This window comes from Thermodesulfobacteriota bacterium, assembly GCA_030583865.1.
Taxonomy (GTDB): domain Bacteria; phylum Desulfobacterota; class GWC2-55-46; order GWC2-55-46; family GWC2-55-46; genus UBA5799.
On record CP129479.1, the window covers coordinates 2168118 to 2193297 of the forward strand.

The 25180-nt window shown below is 58.5% G+C and carries 17 protein-coding genes; all 17 read right to left on the reverse strand.

The window, feature by feature from the left end:
- Positions 1-2: 2 nt before the first annotated feature.
- The 17 genes from fusA to QY316_10410 all read right to left on the reverse strand — a co-directional run bounded on the left by fusA (position 3) and on the right by QY316_10410 (position 24733).
- Complete coding sequence (gene fusA / locus QY316_10330) at positions 3-2102, reverse strand: elongation factor G (protein WKZ32300.1); 2100 nt, start codon at positions 2100-2102, stop codon at positions 3-5.
- Positions 2103-2281: 179 nt separating this feature from the next.
- Positions 2282-2749 (reverse strand): tetratricopeptide repeat protein, encoded by a 468-nt coding sequence (locus tag QY316_10335; protein WKZ32301.1) that lies wholly within the window; start codon positions 2747-2749, stop codon positions 2282-2284.
- Positions 2750-3514: a type III pantothenate kinase gene (locus tag QY316_10340; GenBank protein WKZ32302.1), complete on the reverse strand. Its 765-nt coding sequence runs from the start codon at positions 3512-3514 to the stop codon at positions 2750-2752.
- Positions 3515-4498 (reverse strand): biotin--[acetyl-CoA-carboxylase] ligase, encoded by a 984-nt coding sequence (locus QY316_10345; protein WKZ32303.1) that lies wholly within the window; start codon positions 4496-4498, stop codon positions 3515-3517.
- A complete protein-coding gene (nadC, locus tag QY316_10350) occupies positions 4468-5307 on the reverse strand; it encodes a carboxylating nicotinate-nucleotide diphosphorylase (GenBank protein WKZ34115.1) in 840 nt (279 codons plus the stop codon). The genes QY316_10345 and nadC overlap by 31 nt, the downstream gene beginning before the upstream one ends.
- Before the next feature lie 383 nt (positions 5308-5690).
- Positions 5691-8381, reverse strand: a complete 2691-nt coding sequence (locus QY316_10355; protein ID WKZ32304.1) for a valine--tRNA ligase — start codon at positions 8379-8381, stop codon at positions 5691-5693.
- Positions 8382-8623: 242 nt separating this feature from the next.
- Positions 8624-10108 (reverse strand): response regulator, encoded by a 1485-nt coding sequence (locus QY316_10360; GenBank protein WKZ32305.1) that lies wholly within the window; start codon positions 10106-10108, stop codon positions 8624-8626.
- Between the two features lie 593 nt (positions 10109-10701).
- Positions 10702-11982: a methyl-accepting chemotaxis protein gene (locus tag QY316_10365; protein WKZ32306.1), complete on the reverse strand. Its 1281-nt coding sequence runs from the start codon at positions 11980-11982 to the stop codon at positions 10702-10704.
- An 8-nt stretch (positions 11983-11990) separates the two neighbouring features.
- Positions 11991-12389 carry a hypothetical protein gene (locus tag QY316_10370; protein WKZ32307.1) on the reverse strand — a complete coding sequence of 133 codons (399 nt, stop codon included), beginning with the start codon at positions 12387-12389 and terminating at the stop codon, positions 11991-11993.
- Positions 12390-12656: 267 nt separating this feature from the next.
- Entirely contained in the window at positions 12657-13310 is a 654-nt protein-coding gene (locus QY316_10375; GenBank protein WKZ32308.1) for a response regulator transcription factor, read from the reverse strand.
- A gap of 306 nt (positions 13311-13616) precedes the next feature.
- A complete protein-coding gene (gene ftsH / locus QY316_10380) occupies positions 13617-15530 on the reverse strand; it encodes an ATP-dependent zinc metalloprotease FtsH (protein ID WKZ32309.1) in 1914 nt (637 codons plus the stop codon).
- Positions 15531-15964: 434 nt separating this feature from the next.
- Positions 15965-18442 carry a PAS domain S-box protein gene (locus QY316_10385; GenBank protein ID WKZ32310.1) on the reverse strand — a complete coding sequence of 826 codons (2478 nt, stop codon included), beginning with the start codon at positions 18440-18442 and terminating at the stop codon, positions 15965-15967.
- Positions 18443-18498: 56 nt separating this feature from the next.
- Positions 18499-21105: a PAS domain S-box protein gene (locus QY316_10390; GenBank protein ID WKZ32311.1), complete on the reverse strand. Its 2607-nt coding sequence runs from the start codon at positions 21103-21105 to the stop codon at positions 18499-18501.
- A gap of 112 nt (positions 21106-21217) precedes the next feature.
- Positions 21218-21706 (reverse strand): inorganic diphosphatase, encoded by a 489-nt coding sequence (locus tag QY316_10395; protein ID WKZ32312.1) that lies wholly within the window; start codon positions 21704-21706, stop codon positions 21218-21220.
- Between the two features lie 216 nt (positions 21707-21922).
- On the reverse strand, positions 21923-22558 hold the full coding sequence (locus tag QY316_10400; protein WKZ32313.1) for a response regulator transcription factor: 636 nt from the start codon (positions 22556-22558) through the stop codon (positions 21923-21925).
- A gap of 228 nt (positions 22559-22786) precedes the next feature.
- Positions 22787-23911, reverse strand: a complete 1125-nt coding sequence (locus tag QY316_10405; GenBank protein WKZ32314.1) for a sigma-70 family RNA polymerase sigma factor — start codon at positions 23909-23911, stop codon at positions 22787-22789.
- 24 nt (positions 23912-23935) lie between these two features.
- Positions 23936-24733 (reverse strand): response regulator, encoded by a 798-nt coding sequence (locus QY316_10410; protein ID WKZ32315.1) that lies wholly within the window; start codon positions 24731-24733, stop codon positions 23936-23938.
- Positions 24734-25180: the final 447 nt, after the last annotated feature.

The window sequence follows — 25180 nt, forward strand, 5'->3', positions numbered from 1 at the left end:
CTTCACTCCGCCTTTTCCTTCTCCGGCCTGTGCGCGGCTATTATCTTCTGGCGGAGGTGCGTCGGCACCTCCTCGTAATGCGAGAACTCCATCGTGAATATGCCCCTGTCGCCCGTCATTCCTCGGAGATCAGTCGCGTATGTAATGACCTCCGCCATGGGCACGAGGGCCCTTATGGTCTGGCTGCCTGCCTTGGGCTCGGCGCCCAGTATCTTCCCGCGCCGCGAGTTTATGTCTCCGATAACGTCCCCGAGCTTCTCTTCCGGTACGCCTATCTCCATCCTCATGACCGGTTCGAGGATGACCGGGTTTGCCTCCTCAAGCCCCTTCTTGAAGCCCATTGACCCCGCTATCTTGAAGGCCATCTCGGACGAATCTACCGTGTGGTAAGTGCCGTCATAGAGGGCTACCCTGACGTCCACGACCGGGAACCCGGCAAGCACCCCGTGCCTCATGGCCTCGATTACGCCTTTTTCTACGGCGGGTATGTACTGCCTCGGTATGGCGCCCCCGGTTATCTGGTCCACGAACTCGAATCCCTTGCCCCTGGGGAGCGGGCTTATGTCGAGCCACGTATCCCCGTACTGCCCCCTGCCGCCCGACTGCTTTTTGTATTTCCCCTGCACCTTCACATGGGACCTTATGGTCTCCTTGTAGGGCACCATCGGGGTCTTGAGCTCCACCTCGCAGCCGAACTTCCTTTTAAGCTTCTCGACCGATACTTCGATGTGCACCTGCCCCACGCCGGAGAGGAGAAATTCGTGCGTCTCCTCTTCCATCCTGAAATCCAGGCTCGGGTCCTCCTCCATGAGCTTGGCTATGGCGAGCGGGGCCTTGTCCTCGTCCGCCTTGGTCTTCGGGTGTATGGCATAGGAGAGCGATGACACGATAGGCGGAAACTGCGGGAAGCTCACGGGCCCGGCGATGTCCGATAGCGTGTCGCCTATGTGAGTGTCCTTCAATTTCGAGACGGCCGCTATGTCCCCGGCCTCTACCCTCCCTACCTCTTTCAGTTTCTTCCCCTCCATCAGGTAAAGGTGGCTTATCTTCTCTTTTATGTCCCTCGTGGGGTTGAGGACCGTAGAGTCGGCGTGCAGGGCCCCGGAGAAGACCCTGAATATGGAGAGCTTTCCGGTGTAGGGGTCGATGAGCGACTTGAAGACGAAAGCCGAAAAGGGCTCCTCGACCCTGGGCTCCCGCTCTATCTCCTCCCCGGTCCTCGGGTCAACGCCCCTTATATGCCCACGGATGGCGCCCTTGTCGAGCGGAGAAGGCAGGTTCCCGTTCACCGCGTCCATCAACAGATTCACGCCCATGTTCTTGAGCGCGGAGCCCAGGTAGACAGGGATGAACCTCCTTGTGAGGACCCCTTCCCTCAGGGCCTTCATGAGCTCCTCTTTCGATATCTCGTCGCCGTTAAGGTATTTCTCCGTAAGCGCCTCGTCCGATTCGGCCACCGCGGCTATCATGTTCTCCCTCATTGCCGCGGCCTCGGATTCGAGCTCTTTCGGGACTACGCCGGTTTCGAATCCTCCGGAGCCGTCGTCCTTGTATATATAGGCCTTCATGGAGACGAGGTCCACGAGCCCCCTGAAGCCGTGCCCCTCGCCTATGGGTATCTGCATGGGCACGCCCTTGACCTTGAGGACCTTCTCCATGTCGTCCACGGCCCTTAGATAGCCCGCCCTCTCGCGGTCCATCTTGTTGACGAAGGCTATGCGGGAGACCTCGAACTCGTCAGCGAACTCCCAAATCTTTTCTGTCTGGACTTTCACGCCGGATATGGCGCTGAGGATGACCACGGCCCCGCCGACCACCCTGAGCGAGTCCCTGGTCTCGGTGAGGAAGTTCGAATACCCCGGGGTGTCTATCACGTTCACCCGGCAGCCGTCCCAATCGTAGTGGTGTATGGCCGCGGAAATGGTAATCTTCCGCTTCTGCTCCTCGGGCTCGAAGTCGAGGTGCGAAGTGCCGTCGTCCACCTTGCCGAGCCTGTCGATCGCCCCGGCGTTGAAGAGCATCGCCTCAGCGAGGGAGGTCTTGCCCGCGCCGCCGTGCGCGATGACGGATATGTTCCTCTTTTTCTCCAGCGAGACTTCCATCAAACCACCTCCTCCGGGTTGAGGGTCTCACGTATGTTTGGCAATCTCTAAAGATCAGAGATCTTTCCTGAAATCAAGGAAGGCCGGAATAAAAAGCGGAGCATATATGACAATATGTGAGCATTTTTATTCCAGTAACTACCCGGATTCCGGGGAAAGACCAATCTTCAGAGGTTGCCCTATCTGTTTTTCTTTTTTCCCAGAAGGCCGGGGACCGTCCTCCTCAGTAGTATCCCGAGGAACTTGTTCAGCGGGTTAGACCTGTCGAGGACCGGGATGACCGGCCTGTTCCTGAACCCGAGCTGTATGAGGAGCGAGTTCATCTCCTCGTTCGCGGCGTCGTACCTCAAGCCCTTCTTGAATACCTTTATGGCCCCTTTTTTATTTCCCGCGGCCATGTAGACCTTGCCGAGGTTCAGGTAGAACTCGGCCCTGAAGAACTCCTTCTTTACGGCCCTGGTGCAGAACTCGAGGCCAAGGCCGATCTCCCCGGCCCTCATGGCCCTGACCATGCCGTAGTACGACATGTACTCAGGGTTCTCCTTGTCCTCTTTCCAGGCCTTGTCGAACGATTTCAAGGCCCTGTCAAGGTTGTCTTCCTTAAGAAAGCGTTTCCCAGCGATGAAGTGTTCCCGGCCTTCAGACATCTAATCTATCTTCCCTCCGTGGATTATCCTTAAGCCCTTGAGGGTCAGGAATTCGTCTACTTCGGTTATGCGCCTCGACCTGCCCTTGAAAAGGCCCGCGTATCCGCCTGTCGCGACCACCATGGGCCTTGTCCCGGCTTCTTCGGCCATCCTCTCCAGTATGCCCTCCACGAGCCCCAGGAATCCGTAGAATATCCCGGAGCGCATGGCCTCGACAGTGTTCCTGCCGATAACCCTGTCGGGCTTATCGGGCTCGACCCTTGGGAGCACTGCGGTCTTCGAATGGAGCGCCTCTGCCGACAAGCCCATGCCAGGGGCGATCGCGCCGCCTGCGAACTCGCCTTTCCCCGTAACGTAATCGAATGTCGCCGCGGTCCCGAGATCGGCCACTATGAGCGGCTTCCTATGTATGCTGAAAGCCGCGACCGCGTTTACGAGCCTGTCAGGGCCTACCTCCGAGGGTCTTTCCGTGAGGACCTTAATCCCGCAGTTCTCATGCGTGACGAACGTCGCGCTAAGGCCCAGGTATCTGGCGAGCGCGTCCTTCATGGCCCCATTCAGCTGCGGAACGACCGAAGAGACTATGGCCGCCTTGAGGTCCGGTGCCTTTATGCCCGAGGATGACAAGAGCGCAACGAGCGAGGCCCCGTACTCGTCAGCCGTCCTACCGGCGTCCGTCGAGAGACGCCAGCTCTCCGTAAGCCCTGCGCCCCTGAAAGCACCCAGGGTGATGGATGTATTGCCTATGTCTACGGTCAGGAGCACCTATTCGGATGCCGCCTCCATGTCTCCGGCCACTATCTTTCTTACGGCGCCGCCCGGCTCCCTGATAAGGAGCGCCCCGGTATCGTCGACACCCAGGCAGACGCCTTTTACGGCATTGCCGAACGAGACGACCCGTATCTCCTTGCCCTCAAAGCCGAAATACCTCTTCCATTCCGAAAGTATGGGCACGGGACCCTCGGCTAAGTATACCTTATACCACAGCTCGACGCTCGATAAAAGGCGGGCCGCCAGGGCGCTTCTATCGACCTCGCCCCCCTTGGCCTCCCGGACGGAAGTGGCCGTATTCCTTATGTATTCCGGGAACATGGACCTGGTCATATTGACGTTCACGCCGATGCCCATCACCACGAAATGCACCCTCTCGGGCTCGGAGCCCATCTCAAGGAGTATGCCTGCCGCCTTCCTCCCGTTGATGAGTACGTCGTTCGGCCATTTCAGGACCGGCCTTGCCGGGCAAAATTCCGATATCGCCTCTGCCGCTGCAACGGCCGCCACGAACGTAAGCCAGTGCGCCTCTTCCGGCGGTATGAGCGGCCTTAAGAGTATCGACATGTAGATATTTAGCCCTGCAGGAGACTCCCATTTCCTCCCGAGCCGCCCCTTTCCACCGGCCTGGCTCTCGGCCATTACGACCGTGCCTTCTCTTGACCCGTTCCGGGCAAGCTCAAAGGCCTCGGCATTGGTGGAGCCGACTTCATTGTGGAAGCGGAGTTCCCTTCCGATAAAGCCTGTCTTGAGAAGTGACGATACCTCCGTGCCGTTAAACGGTAGGGAGCCCTCCAGCCTGTAGCCCTTTGAAGGGCTTGCCTCTATCGTGTAACCGGATTTCCTGAGGGCCTCGATGTGCTTCCAGACCGCGGTCCTGGTAACACCCAGCGCCCTGCTGAGCTTCTGCCCCGAGACATGGCCCGGCCCCGCCTTTAGGAGCCTTATTATCTCTCTTTCCTGACCCTTGTCCCGCATAGGGATACCACTTCCATGCTGATGTCCACGGCCCGCGCCGAATGTGTAATGCTCCCGGCGGATATGAAATCCACGCCCGTTTTCGATATGGGGCCTATGGTTTCAAGGCTCACGTTCCCCGACGCCTCCACGAGCGCCCTTTTCCCGATTATCTTCACGGCCTTCCTCATCTCAGAGGGGGCCATGTTGTCGAGCATTATTATATCCGCCCCGCCTGCTTCCAGGGCTTCCCTTGTCTCGCGGAGGTCCGTGACCTCCACTTCCACCTTCACCCTGCCCCGGTATTTCCTCCTCACTGAATCCAGCGCGGCGGCAACCGACCCCGCCGCCTTTATGTGGTTGTCCTTTATCAAGACCGCATCGAAGAGGCCTGACCTGTGGTTCTCCCCGCCCCCGGCTTTAACGGCATACCTCTCAAGGGGCCTCATGCACGGGGTCGTCTTCCTGGTGTCCAGGAGTTTCACGTCCGGGGACTTTATTCTCCGCGCGAACTCATGGGTCCTCGTAGCTATGCCGGAGAGGCGCTGCAGGAAGTTGAGGGCGACCCTTTCGCCCGTAAGGAGCGCGGAGAGCTTGCCCGAGACTGTAGCGATGGCCTGCCCTTTCCCCACCCGCTCGCCGTCTGTAAAGCCGGACCTGAATACGGCCTTTCTGTCGAGCTTTTTAAAGACCATCTCCGGGATGAAGAGCCCGGCTATTACCATGTCTTCCTTTGCAATGAACTCCGCGGCCCCGGCCTGCCCTTTTTTGACTATCGCATCGGTCGTAATGTCGCCGGCGCCCACGTCCTCTGCAAGGGCCGCGTCTATGAGAAGGGCCGCGTAGTTTTTGAGCGCCTTGCCTACACCAAGTCGGCCACGTTTTTCCCGGGCGATATTCTTTCTCAAGGCAACCTCTAAAAATTTGAGATTTTTCCCGCTTTTCCCGAAGGCCGGGGATAAAAGGCGGAGCATATATGACAATACGTGAACATTTTTATTCCCGCTAACTACGCGGTTAGGGGAAAATATCAATTTTTAGCTTGCTGAAAAACTCCGTTTTTATTCAGGCTGCTCAAAAAGCTCCAGATGCGAGGCCCCAGTTGGAACAGGGGAGAGAGGAATGCGGCGTACTTTTCGTGTACGCCTTCGTAGCCAGCGACGTAGCCTTCGACGCAGATGGACTTTTTCAGCAGCCTGTGTCAGAGGCTGCCTCAAGCCCTTATGCTCCTTATGCGCTCCAGCCCGGCCTTGAGCTTTCCTGTCTTTTCCTCCAAAGCTTCGAGCCTGGCCCTGTCCTTCTCGACCACCTCGGGCGGGGCCTTTTTCGTGAACTCCTCGTTCCCGAGCTTCTTTGCGAGTCCCGAGGCTTCGGCCTCAGTCTTGGAAAGCTCCTTCGTTATCCTTTTCTCCTCGACTTCGAAGTCCACGAGACCGCCGAGCGGCACGAAGACCTCGGCCTTCTTCTGCCCTGCCCCGGCCACGGCTGATACGGAATCCCCGGGCCTTTCCCCTTTTTCGGCAATGACCAGCCCCTTTATCCTCGCGAGGAGCTTGATGTACTCCGCCCCCTCTGAAATCGTCTCCCTCAAGCCAGGGTCGTCGGCAAAGCAGAAACAATCGGCCATTGCCGAAGGCGGGACGTTCATGTCGGTCCTGATGTTCCTTACGGCCCTTATGACGTCCATCACGTCCTCCATGCGCGCGGCCTCGTCGGGAAATGCCCTGCCCTCTTTCGGGAAGTCGCCTGACATGAGGCTCCCTTTGTATCCAGGGAGCTTTTCCGCTATCTCCTCGGTTATGAAGGGCATGAAGGGATGGAGGAGCTTCATGGTGTCCATCATGACTGCCGCGAGGGTCGCCTGCGCTTCGAGCTTCCTCTCGGCGCCGCTCTCGCCACGGAGGTCGAGCTTTACAAGCTCCACGTACCAGTCGCATAGCTCGTGCCATACGAACCTGTAAAGGACCCTGGCGGCCTCGTCGAACCTGTAGGTGTCGATGGCCTCGGTCACCTCCCGTATGCAGGCGTTCCGACGCTCCCATATCCACTTGTCCGCCATGTTGAAGCGGGATTCGTCCACCCCGGCCTTGCCCGAAGCCATTGCCTCGAAAAACGGCCCGTCGAGGTTCATGAGCGTGAACCTCGCGACGTTCCATATCTTGTTGCAGAAGTTCCTGTATCCGGCGATGCGGTCCTCCGCGAGCTTTATGTCCCTGCCCTGCGCCGCGAGCACGGCGAGCGTGAACCTGAAGGCGTCGGTCCCGTACTGCTCCATCATCACAAGGGGGTCTATGACGTTCCCCTTGCTCTTGCTCATCTTCTGCCCCTTGGCGTCCCTTATGAGGGCATGAATATAGACGTCCTTGAAAGGTACGTCTCCCATGAACTTAAGGCCCATCATCGCCATCCTGGCGACCCAGAAAAAGATGATGTCGAAGCTCGTGGAAAGTACCGACGTGGGGTAGAAGGCCTTAAGGTCATTTGTCTTATCGGGCCAGCCGAGTGTCGAGAAAGGCCAGAGGGCCGACGAGAACCAGGTATCGAGCACGTCCGGGTCCTGCTCGATATTCCCGCCCCCGCACTTCTCGCACTTCTCCGGGACTGCGGCAGAGACAGTCACCCCGCCGCAGTCCTTGCAATGCCACGCGGGTATCCTGTGCCCCCACCATATCTGGCGGGATATGCACCAGTCCCGGATGTTCCTCATCCAGTCGAAATACAGGTTCTCCCAGTTCTTCGGCACGAATTTTATGCGGCCGTCCTCCACGGCCTCGATGGCCGGGCCGGCCAGCGGCGCGACCTTCACGAACCACTGCTTGGATAAGGTCGGCTCTACGATTGTAGCGCACCTGTAGCAGGCGCCGAGCATGAGCTTGTGCTTCTCCGTTTTTTCGAGGAGGCCCTTTTCCTCGAGCCCGGAGATTACCTTTTTCCGGGCCTCATATCTATCCATGCCCTTGAAGGGCCCTGCGTTCTCGTTCATCCGGGCGCTCTCGTCCATTACCTTTATGGACGGTAGATTGTGCCTTCTGCCGACCTCGAAGTCATTGAAGTCGTGGGCGGGGGTTATCTTGACCGCGCCGGTGCCGAACTCTATGGAGACCGAATCGTCTCCTATTACTGGTATCTCGCGCTCGACGAACGGCAGCCTGAGCTTCTTCCCGATGACGGCCTTGTACCTCTCGTCCTCGGGGTTTACTGCCACGGCGGTATCGCCCAGCATAGTCTCAGGCCTGGTGGTGGCGACCGTAAGGTATTCGATATTGCCAGCCGGCTCAACGAGCGGGTAGCGCATGTACCAGAGGCTGCCTTCGGTCTCGTTGAACTCGACCTCGAGGTCGGAGAGCGCGGTATGGCACCTGGGGCACCAGTTTATGATGTAGTCGCCCCTGTATATGAGCCCCTCTTTGTAGAGCGAGGTAAAGACCTCGCGGACGGCCTTCGAGAGCCCCTCGTCCATTGTGAAGCGGAGCCTCGTCCAGTCGCACGAGGCCCCGAGCCTTTTAAGCTGATTTATTATAGTGCCGCCGGACTCGTTCTTCCATTTCCAGACCCGCTCCATGAAGGCTTCTCTTCCGACCTTGTGCCTGTCGAGGCCTTCAACGGCAAGCTGCTTCTCCACCACGTTCTGCGTCGCTATGCCGGCGTGGTCTATGCCCGGAAGCCAGAGGACGTTAAAGCCCCTCATGCGCCTGGACCTTGCGAGTATGTCCTGGAGGGTTGAATTCAGTGCGTGGCCGAGATGCAGGGCGCCGGTGATGTTAGGCGGCGGTATGACCATCGAGAAAGGGGGTTTTTCGGAGCGCTCATCGGGAGTCGCGAGCTTCTCCCGTATCCAGTGCTCCGCCCACCGGCCCTCGACGGAGCCGGGCTCGTAAGTCTTCTCAAGCGTCTTCTCGCTCATCCAAACCTTCCTGATTTTTTTTGACGGGAAAAACCGCTGCGGGCGGAACGGCTGCAGGCACAATACTGGGCCATGCCGCCGGTGAGGGGAAGGACCCCGGAGCCGAAGCCACGGCTTGCAAGCCGTTTTATTTCTCGGACCGCCAATTTGAAATTATAAGTTGGAACGGCCGTAAAAAAAACAAAAAAATTCTCTGCCGCTCGGAAAACGGCAGAGAATTCGATAATTGCCTATGGCCGCGCTTACCTGGTCTTGAGGAACGCTTCCTTGGCCTTTCTGATCTCCTCTTTTATGAGGCGCTCCGCAAGCTCGGGGACCACATCCCAAGAGACGTGCTCCACGACCTGCTTGGCGGACCTGGAGACGACTGCTTCCACCTGCTCCTTCGGGACCGAGAGCCCCTGGAGGCGCTGAACGAGCTCTCCCCGTATCTTCTCTTCCATCCTCTCGGCTGCCCTTTCGGCGGCCTCGGCGACAAGGGAATCGAGGCGGGCAAGCTTCGATGCGAGCTCATTCCTGAGCCTTTCCTCGACCCTCTCCGCCACCTTCTCAATGACCTCAGCCGCATTGGCCTCGGCCTTCCCGAGCCTCTTCTCGAGGTTGGAGGCGATCCTCTCCTCTATCCCGTCCGCAACGCGCTCGACCGCGGCCCGTATCTCGGACTCGGGCGCCACTGCGGAGCGCGGCTGGGGTGCGCTGGCCGGCGGCTCCGGAACTGCCTTCATTAAAGACGGCGCCTCAGGCCTGGAGTCGATAACCTCTTCCGGTATCTCCAGGAGGTCGGGCTCGGCTATCTCGCCTTCCTCCTCAAAAATGTCTTCAACCCTGGATATCTCCTCTACCGGAGCGGTTTCCTCCCTGAAGGGCTGGAAAGAACCAATACCTGGGATCTCTTCCGCTTCCTCCCTCTTCGCAGGTCCGCTCCCGAACGGCTCGGCTTCGAGCGCCACGGTTGACCTGTTATCCGCGTTATAGAAACTGTCGAACGCGCCAAGGTCGAACGGCGGCTCGCCTTTCCTTTCCTCCTCGCCGGAATCGAAGCCTTTAAGCTCGAACGGGGCTTCGGGGGCCGCTTCAGTGACGGCAGGACCGGAGCCCGTCTTAAACTCGTCTTCGTTTATAACGAGGTCCGTGAAGTCGTCCGCCTTCGGCTGCCCCTTCTCATCGTCCTCGAAAAGCCCGCCGGAGGTCAGGAAATCAAGGTCAACGCCGCCCGTATCCTCGACTTTAGTCTCGAACTCGTCCGGCGCGCTGAGGAACCCTCCCGCAGACCAGATATCCTCCGCCCCTGCGCCCTGGGCGGCGGATGCGCCGGTCTTCGAAGGGGCCGTTGAGGCGGCCTGCGCCTGTCTCGACTCGGCGCTTGCAAGTAGGTCCCTTACCTTGTCCAGGAGGTCCTGGGACTCGAAGGGCTTGACTATGCTGTCGTCCGCGCCTACCCTCATGGCCTCGTTCCTGTCGAGCGGCTCGAACGTGCCCGCAAGCAGGAGGACCGGCGTATTCCTAAGCTCCGGGTCGGACTTTACAGCGGCCGCAACCTCATAACCCGACTTTCCGGGCATGGCTATATCGGCTATGATGAGGTCCGGCTTCTCCTCCCAGGCTTTTCTCAAGGCCGTATCCCCGTCACCAGCTATGATAAGCTCATAGTCTTCAGAGGCGAAAGTAATGGATATGACCTTCTGGATCGTAATGGAATCGTCTGCCAGAAGTATCTTCCTTGCCATTATAAGGCCCCCTTTTATTGACGTGTTCAACTGGAAACTTACCCCTTGCCAGCTGGAAAGTCAAGGTAAATTTGACAGTTACGGCCCTCGGCGCATCTCCCGCTTCCACCCTGGGAACGCAAGTGCCCGTCCACTACTCTTCGGCGGTTCCGGTTGAAATATTAAGAATTTTGTTGAAACCGCCGCTGAGGTGGGCCGGTGCCGCCCCGGGCGGCGCTTGACTCAAAAAAGGCGGCCTCTAGAAATTAGAGTTTTTTCGCTTTTCCCGGAAGGCCGGAATAAAAAGCGGAGCATATATGACAATATGCGAGCATTTTCATTCCAGCTAACTACGCGGTTAGGGGAAAATATCAATTTTTAGCTTGCTGAAAAACTCCGTTTCTACTCAGGCTGCTCAAAAAGCTCCAGATGCGAGGCCCCTGTGGGACAGGGGAGCGAGGAATGAGGCGTGTTTTTCGTGTACGCCTTCGTAGCCAGCGACGTAGCCTTCGACGCAGATGGACTTTTTCAGCAGCCTGTCAGCGGTTGCCAAAAAGGGAGTGGATGGCGCCCCCCGGTGGACGGGGGGCGGCAGGCAGTCGCTTAAGCTGGTGCTACGCTTCTCTGGTGTAGGCTGGAGTGGCTTTACGGAGGGGATGCACTATGCGGAGCCTGTTGTGAACGGCCCTTTCCGGGCCGGTCTCTTCATCATCTCGGTCTTTTGCCTTGAAGCCCGATACGAGGCTTTTTAGCTCAGCAGCCAGAGCCGCAAGCTCGCCCGTGGCCCTCGCCACCTCGCCAGTGGCGGAAACGTTCTCCTTTGAGACCTCTGCTATCGATTCAACGCTCCTTGCGATCTCGTCCGTCGTGGCGCTCTGCTCCTCGGCGGAGGTCGCTATCTGCGCTATCATGTCGGTCACGAGCTCGACACCCGATACGATGTCTTTAAGGGCCTGGCCTGCCTCGTTTGCGAGCCTGACGCCGTTTTCTACCTTCAGGTTGCCTTCGTTCATCGCCGAAACCGCCCTGGAGGTCTCCTCCTGTATTGAAGTTATCATGACCCCGATCTCCCTCGTCGCCCGGGTCGTCCTTTCCGCAAGCTTCCTGACCTCGTCGGCGACGACCGCGAAACCGCGGCCCTGCTCGCCGGCCCTCGCGGCCTCTATCGCTGCGTTGAGCGCAAGGAGGTTCGTCTGGTCCGCTATGTCGTTTATGACGGAAACGATCGTCCCTATCTCCTCCGACCTGCTGCCGAGCCTCTGTATCGTGGTGGCCGAAACGGACGTGGCTTCGGCGACCTCCTGCATGGCGGAGGTCGCCCCGCTCACCACCTGTCCGCCCCTTGAGGCAGTCTCGCTCGCTTTTTTCGCGTCTATCGAGGCCTGGTGGGAGTTCTTCGCGACCTCCAGTACCGTGGCGTTCATCTGGTCCATTGCGGTCGCGGTGTAGGAGGTCTGGCCGGACTGCCTCATCGCGCCCTCGGATATGTGCGCGGAGGTGGCCGAGAGCTCTTCCGACGCCGAAGCGAGATGGGTCGAGGTCTCTTCTATCTTTTCTATGAGGCGCGATACCTTTTCAGCCATGCAGTTCACGCTCTCGCTCAGCCCAGCAAACTCGTCCTTCATCTCGATACCAAGCACCCTTACCTTAACGTCCGACCTTACCGAGAAGTTCCCTGCCGAAAGCCCGTCTATGGCGTTTTTGATGTCGCGTAGCGGTGCGAGTATGTGTCTTCCGGCAATGAGCATGAAGACCGCCGTGAGCCCGCAAATCGCCGCCGATATGAGCGCAAACGCGACGATGCCTGTTGACGAGCCTGCCGCCCAATAGACGAACAGCGCGAAAAGGCCGAGCAGTATGCCGAAACCGCCAGTCAACCGTATTTTAATTGACATCCAATCCATCAGAGGTTCCTCGTCGATTTTGCGTTGAAAAGGGCTATTTTCACCATTTCAAGAAGCTGCTCCGAAGAGAACGGGGCCGCAAGCAGGCACGCGGCCCCGGCCTCCATCCATTCCATACGCCTGTCCAGGTCGTCCCGCGATGCCAGTATCGCCAGTATCGGCGAGCGCCTTAGCACTGAAAGGCCGCTTATGCTCCTGAGCCACCCCCCTGCGGCGGGCCACGGGCCGCACCCGCATATGACGAGCTCGGGCGCGAAGCCGGAGCTTATCGCGCTCAACGCGGAGCTGGCGCCGGACGCTTCCTTCACCTCGAAATCCTCAAGGGCCAGCGAGAAGCCGACCATTGTCCTCATCATGCGGTCCTCGGAGACCACCAGTATCCTTGCGCGCTGTTTCACCCTTTATTCCTTATCGGTGGAACTGGAGCGCTGATAATCGGGACTAAACCCTATTTTGAGGGATTTAAATCGATGATTCAGGACTAATGCGAAAGGTTGAGGCTCGACCGGGCAAAAGGTTTAGCAGGCTGGGCCTCTATGACGAAAGCCCTGATTGCCGTGTGTCGCGCAGGGCCCCGCATGGGTTTTGCCGGAGATTTAAACTAAATACTGGTGGTGCTTGGCAGGAGGTGGGCTGGTTGCGAGGGCAGGAGGCTCATGGTCCCGTCAATCTGGCTGGACCATGCCTTTCCTGATCGCAATCTTTATAAGGCTCGCCATGTCGCTCACCTTCAGTTTCTTCATTATGTTGTTCCTGTGGCTTTTTACGGTAGCAAGCGATATGAAGAGCTTTTCGGCTATTTCCTTGCTGGTGGACCCGTCCGCGATGTGTTTGAGCACCTCTTTTTCCCTTCCGGAGAGGGTGTCGAAGGGGTCGTGGCTCTGCTCTTTCTTTATGACGTCCACGAAGTCGTTAAGTATCTCCTCCGTGACGGCCGGGCTCGCGTACTTGCTCCCGGTCCTCACTTTCTCGACCGCCCTCAAGAGCTCCCCCGGCTCCGAGTCCTTGAGCACGTAGCCGAGCGCCCCTGCCCTGAAGGCCTCCAGCGGGCGCGACAGGTCCGCGTGCATGGAGAGTATGATTATCCTGGTCTCCGGGAATTCCTCCACCACGCGCCTCGTTACCGCTATGCCGTCCAGGTCCGGCATGGTGATGTCGAGAATGGCTATGTCCGGCCTGAGCGCGGCTATGCCCTTCAAGGCCGCCATGCCGTTGTCGGCCTCCCCCACCACCTCGTATTCATCCGGGGGGAAAATCGCCTTTATGCCCCTGCGCAGCACCGGATGGTCGTCGGCTATGAACACTGTGGTCTTTTGCATACCTGCCTGAAGGGAAGAGGCATCGCCTCTTCGGTACCGAAACCGCCGGGACACGGGGCCGCCGGCTCCTGTGGGGGGGTAAATGGATTAAGGACGGTTTATTATATGAAAGGGCGGGGGTAAAAGCAAGGACTCTCACGCGCGTACGCGTTATTGGGTTGCTGAAATACTCAAAATTACATGAAGGCTGCTCAAAAAGCTCAAGATGCAAGGAGTCGAAAAGCGAGGAATGAGGCGTACTTCTGTGGTACGCCGGAGTGTCCAACTTTGAAGACGACACAGCAGATTGGGCTTTTTCAGCAGCCTTTAGTTGCTTATTTTACGGAGGGGCTCAACCCCTTTCGTCCTCCTGATTATCTTCTCCACGTCCTCCTTATCGAGGGACTCGTCCTTGAGGAGCGCGGCCGCAAGCTCCTCGAGTGTTTTCCGCCCCCGGAGAAGGAGCTCGTCAGCCTTTCTTTCAGCCGTCAGTATGAGGTTCCTTATCTCCTTGTCCATGAGCCAGGCCATCGTCTCGCTGTACCGCTTCTGGACAGATATGTCCCTGCCGATGAACGGGTGCTCCTCGCCCCTGCCGAAGTTTATGGGCCCGACCTTGTCGGACATGCCCCACTGGGCGACCATCTTCTCCGCAAGGGCCGTTGCGTTCTTCAAGTCGTCGTTCGCGCCGCTGCTTACGTCCATGAAGACCAGCTTTTCGGCGGCCCTCCCCGCGAGCGCGACGCAGAGCCTGTTTATGAGGTAGCTCTTCGGGTAATAGTGCCGGTCCTCCTCGGGAAGGAACTGGGTTACTCCGAGGGCCATGCCCCTCGGTATTATCGAGACCTTGTGTATGGGGTCCGTATGCGGGAGCTCCCAGGAGACCAGCGTGTGGCCGGCCTCGTGGTACGCGGTTATCCTCTTTTCGTCCTCGGAGAAGCTCTCCTCCCTCTTGGAGCCCATCATGACCCTGTCCCTCGCCTCCTCGAAGTCCCTCATCTCTACCCGCTCCTTGCCTTTTTTCACGGCTTCGAGCGCGGCCTCGTTCATGAGGTTCTCAAGGTCGGCCCCGGTCATGCCGGGCGTTCCCTTTGCTATCTTCTCGAAGTCGACCTCTGGGGCTATCCTCTTGTTCCTTGCGTGGACCTCGAGTATGGACTTCCTGTCCTTCCAGCCTGGCCTGTCTATGACGATGTGGCGGTCGAAGCGGCCGGGCCTCAAGAGCGCCGGGTCGAGCACGTCAGGCCTGTTGGTCGCGGCTATGACGATTATCTCATCGTGCGGCTCGAATCCGTCCATCTCGCTCAAAAGCTGGTTCAAGGTCTGCTCCCTCTCGTCGTGCCCCCCGCCGAGGCCCGCGCCCCTTACCCTCCCGACGGAATCTATCTCGTCTATAAATATTATCGATGGCCTGGTCTCCTTGGCCTTCTTGAACATGTCCCTCACCCTGGACGCACCCACGCCAACGAACATCTCGACGAACTCTGAGGCGCTTATGCTGAAGAAGGGGACGCCGGCCTCGCCTGCAGTGGCCCGGGCAAGGAGCGTTTTGCCGGTGCCGGGCGGCCCTATCAGGAGTATGCCCTTGGGGACCTTGGCCCCTATGGACGTGAACCGGGCCGGGTTCTTGAGGAACTCGACCGTCTCCTGGAGCTCTACTTTCGCGTTCTCAAGCCCGGCGACGTTCATGAAGGTTATGCTGGGCTTGCGCATATTGTAGAGCTTCGCCTTGCTCATGCCGAAGTTGAAGAGCCCCGGCTGCCCTCCGCCCTGCGATTGCTGCACCCTCCTTATGATGAGGAACCATATGCCGATAATGAGGACCCACGGCAGCAGCAGTATCACGAACTGCCATAAAGGGGACCCGCCTTCGTCAGGCTCGACGTTCACGGCAATGCCTTTCTTTTCGAATTCACCCAGTATCTCCGGGCCCTGGAACACAGGGAGATAGGTCATGAAACCTGCGGCAGGCCCGGGCGCGCCATCAGGTCCTGGGGCGCCCACCTGGACCGGGCTCTTGAACTCGCCGGTCACCTCCTGCCCCTTCATGGTTATCGAGCGGATGTTCCCGGCCTCGAGCTGCTCCTGGAACTCGGTGTAGCTTATCCTCTGCGCGGTCCCTGTATCCTCCTCGACCGACTGGCCCCATATATAGAGGAAGAGCCCGAAGAGCACCAGGGCAATCAATATCTTCCACCCGCCCCCCCTCTCGGAGTTGGGGTATTTGGAGTCCTCGGCCATATTTAGAGTCTATAAGATATTCCGATTAAATCAATCCGCGAGAAATGAATCGGCCTGAGAGACTGGAAGGATTGCAGGATTCTTTGAGGAGTCTACGGGTGACGCGAGTGCCGGATTCAGACAACCTCTAAGGATTAGAGATTGTCTCCGCTTTTCTCGGAAGGCCGGGAATAAAAAGTGGAGCATATATGTCATATGTGAGCATTTTTATTCCCGTCATTACGCAAAGTCAGGGGAAAAGATTCAATCTTTTAGCAGCTTGCTGAAAAACTCCGTTTTTATTCAGGCTGCTCAAAAAGCTCCAGATGCGAAGCCCCATTAGGAACAGGGGAGCGAGGAATGAGGCGTACTTTTCGTGTACGCCGGAGTGTCCAGCGACGTAGCCTTCGAAGCAGATGGACTTTTTCAGCAGCCTAATATGGGTTGTCTGGATTCTATGCCGCCGGAAGCCTTATGGAAACGGTAGTGCCTTTCCCTGGCTCGGATTCAAAGTCCATGCTACCTCTGTGCTCCCTTATTATCGAATAGGATATGGAAAGGCCGAGCCCAGTGCCTCCGGCATCACCCCTCGTCGTAAAAAAGGGCTCGGTTATCCTCTCCAGCACCTCCCTGGACATTCCCGCGCCCTCGTCACGGACCTCGATAACCACCTCGCCCTTTTCCTTGTCATGGAAAGACCTTACATGGACGCCCCTCGACCTGTCCGGGAGCGCGTGGAGGGCGTTGATTACAAGATTTATGAGCACCTGCTCTATTTTCTGGGAGCTGCCCCGGACGGCAGGGAGGCCCTCGGCGGTCGAGACCTCGAATTTGTCCGTGTGCTTCATTATCTGGCTGCTGAGGATCGACACCGCCGCCAGCACCGCCCTGTTCACGTCGAGTTTCCCATCGAAGCAGGCCTTGTCCGGCCTCGAGAAGTCCTTCAAGCTATCCACTATCCCCTTTATCCTCCTCGACCCGTCGGTTATCCCCGAAAGGAGCTCGGGTATGACCTCGGACATCTCCGAGTAAGGGAGCCCCCCGAGCGAGAAGTCGCCGTGCTCGCGGTAATACCCGTCGAGTATCCTTACAGAGTCCTTCCACGCGTCCGCGAGAAGGGACGAGTTGAAGAGTATGAAATTATTGGGGTTGTTTATCTCGTGGGCGACCCCGGACGCGAGCGTCCCTATAGAGGTCATCTTGTTCGCGTGTATGAGCTTGGCCTGCATGAGGCGGGCCTCCTCCTCCATCCTTATGAAGTCGGTCAGGTCCTGGACCGTGCAGAGGACCATCTTCCCGTCCCTGCCCTTGAGCTTTATGACCTGGCCCCTTGCCGAGAAGGTCACCCTGGTGCCGTCCTTCCGCACGCTCTCCGACCTGTCTATGACGAACCCGGCCTCCCTGGCCGAAAGTCTATTTACCGACTCCGAAAGGACATGGAGGAACGGCGGCGGGTCGGATGAGGCGAGCTCCTCCCTCGAATATCCGAAGAGCATTATGGCCGCCGGGTTCGCGTCGGTTATCCTGCAGCTCCCGTCTTCTATGAGTATCTGCGCGTTCTGGTTCTGCTCGAATATCTGCCTGAACCGCTCCTCGCTTTCCCTGAGGGCGTCCTCGGCGTTTTTTCTCGCGGTTATGTCCCTTTTTATGCCGAGGGCGAGTTCCCTTTCGCCGACCTTGAAAGGCGTTATGGCCATGTCCACCCAAAGGACCGAGCCGTCCTTCCTCCGTAGCGGCACCTCCTGCACGAAACCGCCCTTTTTCCAGAGGTCCCTGTGCAGCTTGAGCCTGTCGAGCCTCCCGGGGATGGCGAGCAGGGTCACGTCGGACGAGAGTATCTCCTCGCGCGAATAGCCGGCCATAAGGCAGCCCGCGAGGTTTACGTCGAGGTAGCGCCCCTCCATGTCGATGACGAACATGCCGTCCATCGCGGATTCGAAGATGGTCCTCAGGCGCTCCTCGCTCTCCCTGAGGGCCTCTACCGCCTTCCTGCGCTCCGCGGCCTCCTCTATCGATTGGAGTGCAAACCCCACGTCCGCGGCAAGGCTCTGAAGAAGGTCCACCATTTTCTCGAAAAAGACAGAGGGGTTTTCAGAGTAGACGGTAAGGGCTCCGAAAACCGACCCCCTTACCACGAGAGGGAAAGAAGCGCACGCCCTGTAACCCCGGCTCGCGGCCTCGCCCGCCAGTGGGTTCAGGCTTTCGTCGCCTCCGATATCGAGGCACACGGAATAGGAGCCGGTGTCGATTGCCCTGTCCACGGTGCCGGGCCCGGGCGGGATACCGTCGCGCCTCCTCCGGGCTATCCGAAGGAAATCATTGTCGCAGCCTGAGGCTGCAAGCGGTACGACCTCGCCGGTCGAAACTCCCGATTTCCCTATCCAAGCCGCCCTGAACCCGGCCTTTTCAACGAGTATGCGGCAGGTCTCGGAAAGGACGCTCCGCCCGGAGGACTCCCTTACGAGCATCTTGTCGACCTCGGTCAGGGTCTCAAGGAGCCGGTTAAGGGCCCGGAGCTCCTCTTCAGCCTTCCTGTGCGCCCTTTTCGTGGCATAGTCGCGAAGCTCGCGCTCAATTGCCGGGAGGAGCCTGAAGAGCCTGTCCTTCAATATGTAGTCGTCAGCCCCGGCCTTCATGGTGGTGACCGCCAGGTCCTCGCCCATGAGGCCCGACACGACTATGACCGGCACCTCGAGGCCGCGCTCCCTTACGGCCTTCACCACCTCGAGGCCGCAGAGCCTCGGCATTATGTAATCCGAGATGACAATGTCCCACGGGCCTTTTTCAAGGGCGTCCTGCAGGTCCCTTTCATCGTCCACCCTTAAAAAGGACATCTCGTAGCCGCCGCGCCGGAGTTCGCGCATGAGGAATATGAGATCGTCTTCCGAGTCTTCGGCGATAAGGACCTTTAGAGGGATGGCTTCAGGGTGCATTCGCTCTCAGGGTGCCTCCCGGTTTAAAAATTGTAACAATTGTAACCCACTTACGGTTAAAGAGTAAAATAAAAAGTTGCGCCCTTTTCCCTTTCTCCTTCGGCCCGGATACTGCCCCCGTGTCGCTGTATTATCCTCTGGACCGTTGCAAGGCCGATGCCGGTGCCCGGAAATTCGTCCTCGCCGTGGAGCCTCTGGAATGGGTTAAAGAGCCTTTCCGCGTACTTCATCTCGAAACCTGCGCCGTTGTCTCTCACGAAAAAGACCGTCTTCCCGTCCTCCATCCCGGATGAGCCGAACTCGATCCTGGCCGCGTCTTTCTTGGAGGTGAACTTCCAGGCGTTCCCCAGGAGGTTCTCCATCACGGTTTTTAGAAGCCCCGGGTCGCCGTCCGCGGCAAGGTTCTCATGGATGATAAACTCGGCATTTCGCTCGGGCTGGGCCCTCCTGAGGTCCGAGGCGATGGCCCTCGCGATGCCGCTCAAGTACACCCGCTCTAGCGTCATCTCCGCCCTCATGACGCGCGAGAGCTTCAAGAGCGCGTCTATGAGCTCGCCCATGCGCCTGCTCGCGGCAACGAGCCTTTCAAGGTATTCCCTTCCCGAGGGGCCGAGCGCCTCGGGGCTGTCCTTCATGAGTATCCGGGCGAACCCGTCTATCGTCCTCAACGGGGTCTTCAGGTCGTGCGCGACGCTGTAGCTGAAGGCCTCGAGCTCGCGGTTCGCCGCCTCGAGCTCCGCCGTCCTCTCGGCCACGCGCTCCTCGAGCTCGGCATTGAGTTTCCGTATTTCGTCCTCGGCCTTCTTCCGCTCGGTTATGTCCAGGACCGTGCCGGTCATTCTGAGGGGTTTGCCGTCATCATAGACGACTTCTCCTTCCTCATGCACTGTCTTCCCGGTCCCGTCATGGAGCACTATCATGTGGTCGATGGAGTAGGGCTTTTTATCATAGAGCGCCTCGTTGACCGCAGTAATTACCTTATCCCTGTCGTCCGGGTGCACGTAGTTGAGGAAAGCATCGTAAGTCGCCCCGAATTCCCTGGGAGCGACCCCGAATATCCTGTATATCTCGTCCGACCAGTGAAGCTCGTTCGTACCTATGTCCCAGTCCCAGTTCCCGAGACTCGCTATCCTCTGCGCGTTGGCGAGCCTCGATTCGCTCTTTCTCAAGGCGTCCTCGGCCGCCTTCCTTTCGGTTACGTCCCTGTCAATGCCACGGTAGCCCCGGAAGACCCCGTTAGAATCGAAGATTGGGGAGGCGTTTGTCTCAAGCACGACGATGGAGCCGTCTTTTTTCAGGTTCGTGTTCTCGTAGGCGTTGAACGGCTCTCTTCTTTCGACCGCCTGCGCGACGTCTTTCTCGACCCTTTCGGCCTCTTCCGGCGGCATGAGCATAAAGGGCGTCCTTCCGACGAGCTCTTCGGGCTCGTATCCGAGGAGGCTCCTGACCTTCGGGCTTACGTAGGTATATACGAGGTTCTCGTCCACTTCCCAGACCCAGTCGTTTATGGCCTCGATGAGGCCCCTGAACCTCTCTTCGCTCTCCTTCAGGGCGCGGCTCCTTTCCTGCACGTCGGCAACCATCCTGTTGAAATGGCCCGCAAGGATACCTATCTCGTCCCCGCTCCTTACCGGCACTCGGGCGGCATAGTTCCCGGCGGCTATCTCCTTCGAGGCTGAGGCAATGGTCTTGAGCTGCCTGGCCATCCTGAGGAAATAAAGAGCGAATCCGGAGACGAGGACCAGCACCGCTACCCCGGTCAGCGCACCGTAATTAACCAGGCGACTGATCGGCACGAAGGCCTCTTTTTTGTCCACCTCCGTCAAGAGGACCCAGCCGAAATCCGGCATGCAGATGGACGTCCCGAATACGGCCTCGCCCCTGTAGTCTTCGTAGACGCCCATGTGTTCCCTTCCTTCATTCAGGCAGGCCCTCACCGCCTCGGTGTCCACGGTGGTCCTGAAGACGGTGCCCTCGATGAGCCACGAAGGGGTTATCATGAGCCTGTCCATATTCACGAGGTATATATCCAGTGTCCTGTAGCCCTCCAGCGCGTAGCGGGTGATGCCGATGTCACGCCCCCTTTCGCGTGCCAGTATATCCCCAAGCCGCTCCTTGGGGACAAAGGCCGCGAGCACGCCTATGAAATCTCCATTCTCCCTGCTCCGGAGCGGTACCGAGACGACAAGATCAGGAACACCGGTAGGCCTGACCGTGATCGAAGGAACCTCGCTCCCCTTCAGGAAAAAATCCTGGCCTGAGCGGTCCTCCCCGATAACGGCCTGGTCCGTAGAGGAGACGACCTTTCCGTCCATGCGCATCACCGAAAGCCTGTATGCGTCCTCAAGGACCGGGAGCTTATGCTCGGTTAGATAAGCGCTAAGTGCAGGGTCCTCGGAAAGGCCGTCCCTGACCGCCCTCTCCGGGTTGTCCCTTATCATCCCGTCGGTCGAGAAATCCACGACACGCTCCTTAAGCGATTCAAGGAAGAAGAGGAGTTCCGCTGACCTGGCTTCCGCGGTAGCCCTTAAGTTCTCATTCACAAGGGCGCCTGTGTTCCTGCTGATGCTCTTGAGGCTAATGAGGAACATGGCGGATATGGGAAGGAGGACTACAAGGAATGCCAACACGACTTTGTATGCGAGGGGAAAGGGCCTTTTCATTCTCTCTCTGCTGAAAGGCGTCCAGGATGAGATAAGGGAGCGCCTTACGCACTCCGTAATTGTTGATGTGCCGCCTTTGCTCCGAATAAAGGCTATACCGCTACGGTCCTGTCTACTGCCCGCGGAACCGGGCCCTCGACTCGGCTATGACCTTTTCCGCGGATTCCCGGCCTGCCCAGCCCTCGACACCGGTCTTTTTCTCTTCCAGGTCCTTGTAAATCTCGAAGAAGTGGCCTATCTCCTTGAGTAAATGCGGCGGTACGTCCTTAAGCTCGTTTATGTAGTTCCAGAGCGGGTCTTTTAGCGGCACGCAGAGTATCTTCTCGTCAGGCCCCTTCTCGTCCCGCATCTTGAATACGCCCACCGCCTTGGCTTCGATATGGCATCCGGGAAAGGTCGGCTCCCATACGAGCACCAGCGCGTCGAGCGCGTCGCCGTCCCCGGCGAGCGTGTCGGGTATGAAGCCGTAGTCGCTCGGGTAATGGACCGCCGAGAAGAGCATCCGGTCGAACCGGATGACCTTTGCCACAGGGTCGTACTCGTACTTGTTGCGGCACCCTTTCGGTATCTCCACGACTACAGTGACGGCCTTGTCCTTCAAAGGCCCTCCGGCTTATGGATTGTCCGCCCCGGCCAGGCGGCCGCTTTGACCGGCCGCTTCCTAAGGGGGCGCATGGGGATTGAGAAGACTTTCAGGCGCTCGAAGGGACAGCTTTGCCTGAAACGGCGGGCTGTAGCGTCTCCGCCTTGAAAGGATTTTATATCAGGGCACGGAGTGTGTCAAACCCCTCTGTCCGTACGGACAGGCCGGAGGCGGTCAGGCGCTCCCCTCGGCCTGGCGCTCGTTCCGGTTCCTCAGGGCGAACGTTATGAGCTGGGGCCTGTTCTGGATATCGAGCTTGTGGAATATGCGCTGGAGGTGTGTTTTGACGGTCGGCTCGCTTATGCAGAGCCTCAAGGCAATCTCCTTGTTCCTGAACCCCTGGCCCACGAGGCTAACGACCTCCCATTCCCGTTCGGAAAGAGACGGCCTTGCAGCCTTCTTGAGGGCGTGGAGCCCGGTCAGTATGTTTTTCACTTCTATCTTGTCCAGCCATATCTCGCCGCAGGCGACGGCCCTTATGGCCTTCTTGAGAAGAAGCGGGGTCGAGCCTGCGGACAGGACCCCCTTGAGCCCCTTTGTGAGCACCGCCGAGACTATGTTCTCTTCGCCGCATCTGGTGTCGAGGAGTATGAACCTGCCCGAGGCGGGGCCGTCGTCCCCGAACCCGTTGAAAAGGGTGGTGAAATCCACCAGTACGCAGTCTGGTCTCAGGGATTCCATGGCCTCCCTGGGGCTTGCGCCAGGCTCTACCGTCCCGGCGACCTGTATATCCCCGGTCCCTTCCAGTAGCTTCCTTATGCCTTCAGAGAAGAGCCGGTTGCTGAAGGCGATGAGGACTTTTATCGTCATACCGCCTCCTTCCATTTTGTGCCGCAGCAGGATTTCATTTGGAACGCCCAAGACCCGCTCCCCGGGCCGGACCTTTCATTGGCAACCTCTAAAAATTAGAGATTTTTCCCGCTTTTCCCGGAAGGCCGGGAATAAAATGCGGAGCATATATGACAATATGTGAGCATTTTTATTCCCGGACTGACGCAGAGTCCGGGGAAAAGATCAATTTTTAGAGGTTGCCCATTATCAGACCGAATCGAACGAAAGTATGTCCGACTGGCGTATTATCTTCTTGAGCTTGTCAAGTGCCTTTACTTCTATCTGGCGCACGCGCTCCCTGGTCACGCCGAACGACTTTCCTATGGCTTCGAGCGTCTGGGGCTCGTCCTCCTCCAGGCCGAACCTGAGCTTGAGTATCGTCCTCTCGTTCTCGTCAAGCATCCCGAGCCAGGAGTTTATCCTGTCGACCCTCCGGGAATCGTCGATGACCTCCATCGGGGTCGGGAACCTGTCGTCCTCCAGCCTGTCGAGGAGCGACTGGTCGGTGTCGTCCGGGAAGCTCGCCTCGAGAGAATAGCTTTTCTTGCTGATGGTGTTGAGCTTCTTTACGTACCTCCCGGAGAGCCCCGTCTTTTCCGAGAGCTCGACCAGGCTCGGCTCCCTTTTAAGCGACCTCGTAAGCTCCCTGTTGGCCCGGGTGAGCTTGGATATGTCCGCCGTCACGTGTATAGGGAGCCGCACTATCGAGGACTGGTTGGCTATGGCGCGCTCTATCGCCTGCTTTATCCAGTAGGTTGCGTAGGTGGAGAACTTGCACCCTTTCGTGGCCTTGAACCGCTCGACGGATTTTATGAGGCCGATATTCCCTTCCTCTATGAGGTCCTGGAGCGGAAGACCGCGGTTGAGGTACCTTTTCGCTATGTTGACCACGAGCCGGAGGTTCGCCTCTATCATCTTCCTCCTGGCCTGGGTATCGCCTTTCGCGATCCTCCTGGCGAGCGTCTTCTCCTCGTCCGACGTAAGGAGCGCGAACTTCTTTATGCCGCTGAAATATACCTTCACCGAATCGGTAGCGGTAGTTTCCTTTTCCCTGTCCTCTTTCCTGCCGCGCCTTTTCCCGGCCGGCTTGGCGGCCGCTTCGGGCCCGAGGGCCGATTCGTCTTTCATGTAGTCGCGTCCGGGCCTGTCCTCGTGGCCGGGGACGGCCTTTCCGGCATCCTCCGCTTTATTCCTGCGGTAGGGGAGGGGCCACTTCTGCTGGGTCCGCGACGGCGCCCCTTCCGAGAGTTTTTTCATGGGCACGAACGGCTTCTCCTCGCCGTTTCCGCCGAAGCCCACGTATTTCTTGTCCTTGCCTTTGCCTTTGAGCATTTGCTCCTCCTTAGGCGCTGATTTTCAAAGATGTTTTTGAGGAAGGGCGTTTCCAGGACGGAATTCCCGGGCCTCTGGCCCCGCCTGCCTGGCCGCCGCGTTTACGAGTGAAGATACCGGCACCGGCTCGTCCAGCCTGAGCCCCGAGAGAATGGAGCCGCCTGCCTGTGCCGACCACGCCACTACCGCCTTTCTCCCGGTCTCGAACCCCCGGCCTATGCCGAGGCTAAGGCCGATAACAGCGCCTGTCTCAAGAAGGTCGCCGCCCGGATACTCCACCTTCACGCCGTGCGGTGAGATGTCGACAGTCCGGGCCGCGAGCTCCGCGCCGCACGCCGTGATACGACAGTCCAGGGCGGTATCGATCCTCCCCTCGGCCCTCTTGCCTCCGCCGCTCCCCGGCGCCCCCATGAGCGACTTCTCCATGAGCTTTTCCACCCTTTCGAGGAACTCTGATATCCGGAAAGGCTTGGGGAGGCAGGAGAGCCCGGCATCCGCGACGCGGCCGAACGCCCAATCGGGGTTGCCGGTCACGAAAAGGAACTTCTCCCGGAGCCCGGGGCTATTCTCCAGGGCGGCCCTGTAGAACTCCATGCCGCCGAGCCCGGGCATGTTCATGTCGGAGACGACCAGGTCGTATCGGAAACCCGAATTCCGGAGCCTCTCAAGGCCCTCGAGCCCGTGCCTTGCGGTATCCACCTGGTACCCGGCAACGCGCAGCACCTCCGAGCAGAGGTCCCGTATGTTCTCGTCGTCGTCGACGACGAGTATCTTCCTCGAGTCGAGCATGCCTGTATCCACGAGCTGAGTTTTCCCGCTCACCCGGGAGCGCCGGGCTTCGTTTTCATGACCTGCGAATCAGAAAGCGTTCTGTCTGGGAGGTCCGGCCTTCAGAGGTATCCTAAGGGAATCCTGAAAGGGCACTCACATATGCGCTTGGCCGCTTGTCTCAGTGAAGGGGATGTTTTGCAGAAAGCATGCCACGGGGCCGGCATCGGATTTCGCAGACAATATGGGCGCCCTGGGCCTTTCCGCATGCGGGATGGGATGCGACGGTTGTTCAAAGGTTTTGTGCCTGGCAAGCGAAATGGACTGTCGGGGCAAGGGTTTCATGCGGGTGCAAAAAAAATCGCAGGAGCAAAAATTGTCTCAGGGGTGTTTCAGGCCAGGCCTTGGGACGGTTCGGGGAGGAAATGAGATTAATTACGCCATGCCGGAATGACAGATGGCTCGGGGGTGGACGGAATGCTTAAAGGATCAAGGAAGAGT

Bases quoted from the DNA above. Each gene is read 5' to 3' on its own strand.
- fusA (WKZ32300.1), bottom strand. From the start codon at position 2,102: ATGGAAGTCTCGCTGGAGAAAAAGAGGAACATATCCGTCATCGCGCAC.
- QY316_10335 (WKZ32301.1), bottom strand. From the start codon at position 2,749: ATGTCTGAAGGCCGGGAACACTTCATCGCTGGGAAACGCTTTCTTAAG.
- QY316_10345 (WKZ32303.1), bottom strand. From the start codon at position 4,498: ATGCGGGACAAGGGTCAGGAAAGAGAGATAATAAGGCTCCTAAAGGCG.
- QY316_10355 (WKZ32304.1), bottom strand. From the start codon at position 8,381: ATGAGCGAGAAGACGCTTGAGAAGACTTACGAGCCCGGCTCCGTCGAG.
- QY316_10360 (WKZ32305.1), bottom strand. From the start codon at position 10,108: ATGGCAAGGAAGATACTTCTGGCAGACGATTCCATTACGATCCAGAAG.
- QY316_10365 (WKZ32306.1), bottom strand. From the start codon at position 11,982: ATGTCAATTAAAATACGGTTGACTGGCGGTTTCGGCATACTGCTCGGC.
- QY316_10375 (WKZ32308.1), bottom strand. From the start codon at position 13,310: ATGCAAAAGACCACAGTGTTCATAGCCGACGACCATCCGGTGCTGCGC.
- ftsH (WKZ32309.1), bottom strand. From the start codon at position 15,530: ATGGCCGAGGACTCCAAATACCCCAACTCCGAGAGGGGGGGCGGGTGG.
- QY316_10385 (WKZ32310.1), bottom strand. From the start codon at position 18,442: ATGCACCCTGAAGCCATCCCTCTAAAGGTCCTTATCGCCGAAGACTCG.
- QY316_10390 (WKZ32311.1), bottom strand. From the start codon at position 21,105: ATGAAAAGGCCCTTTCCCCTCGCATACAAAGTCGTGTTGGCATTCCTT.
- QY316_10400 (WKZ32313.1), bottom strand. From the start codon at position 22,558: ATGACGATAAAAGTCCTCATCGCCTTCAGCAACCGGCTCTTCTCTGAA.
- QY316_10405 (WKZ32314.1), bottom strand. From the start codon at position 23,911: ATGCTCAAAGGCAAAGGCAAGGACAAGAAATACGTGGGCTTCGGCGGA.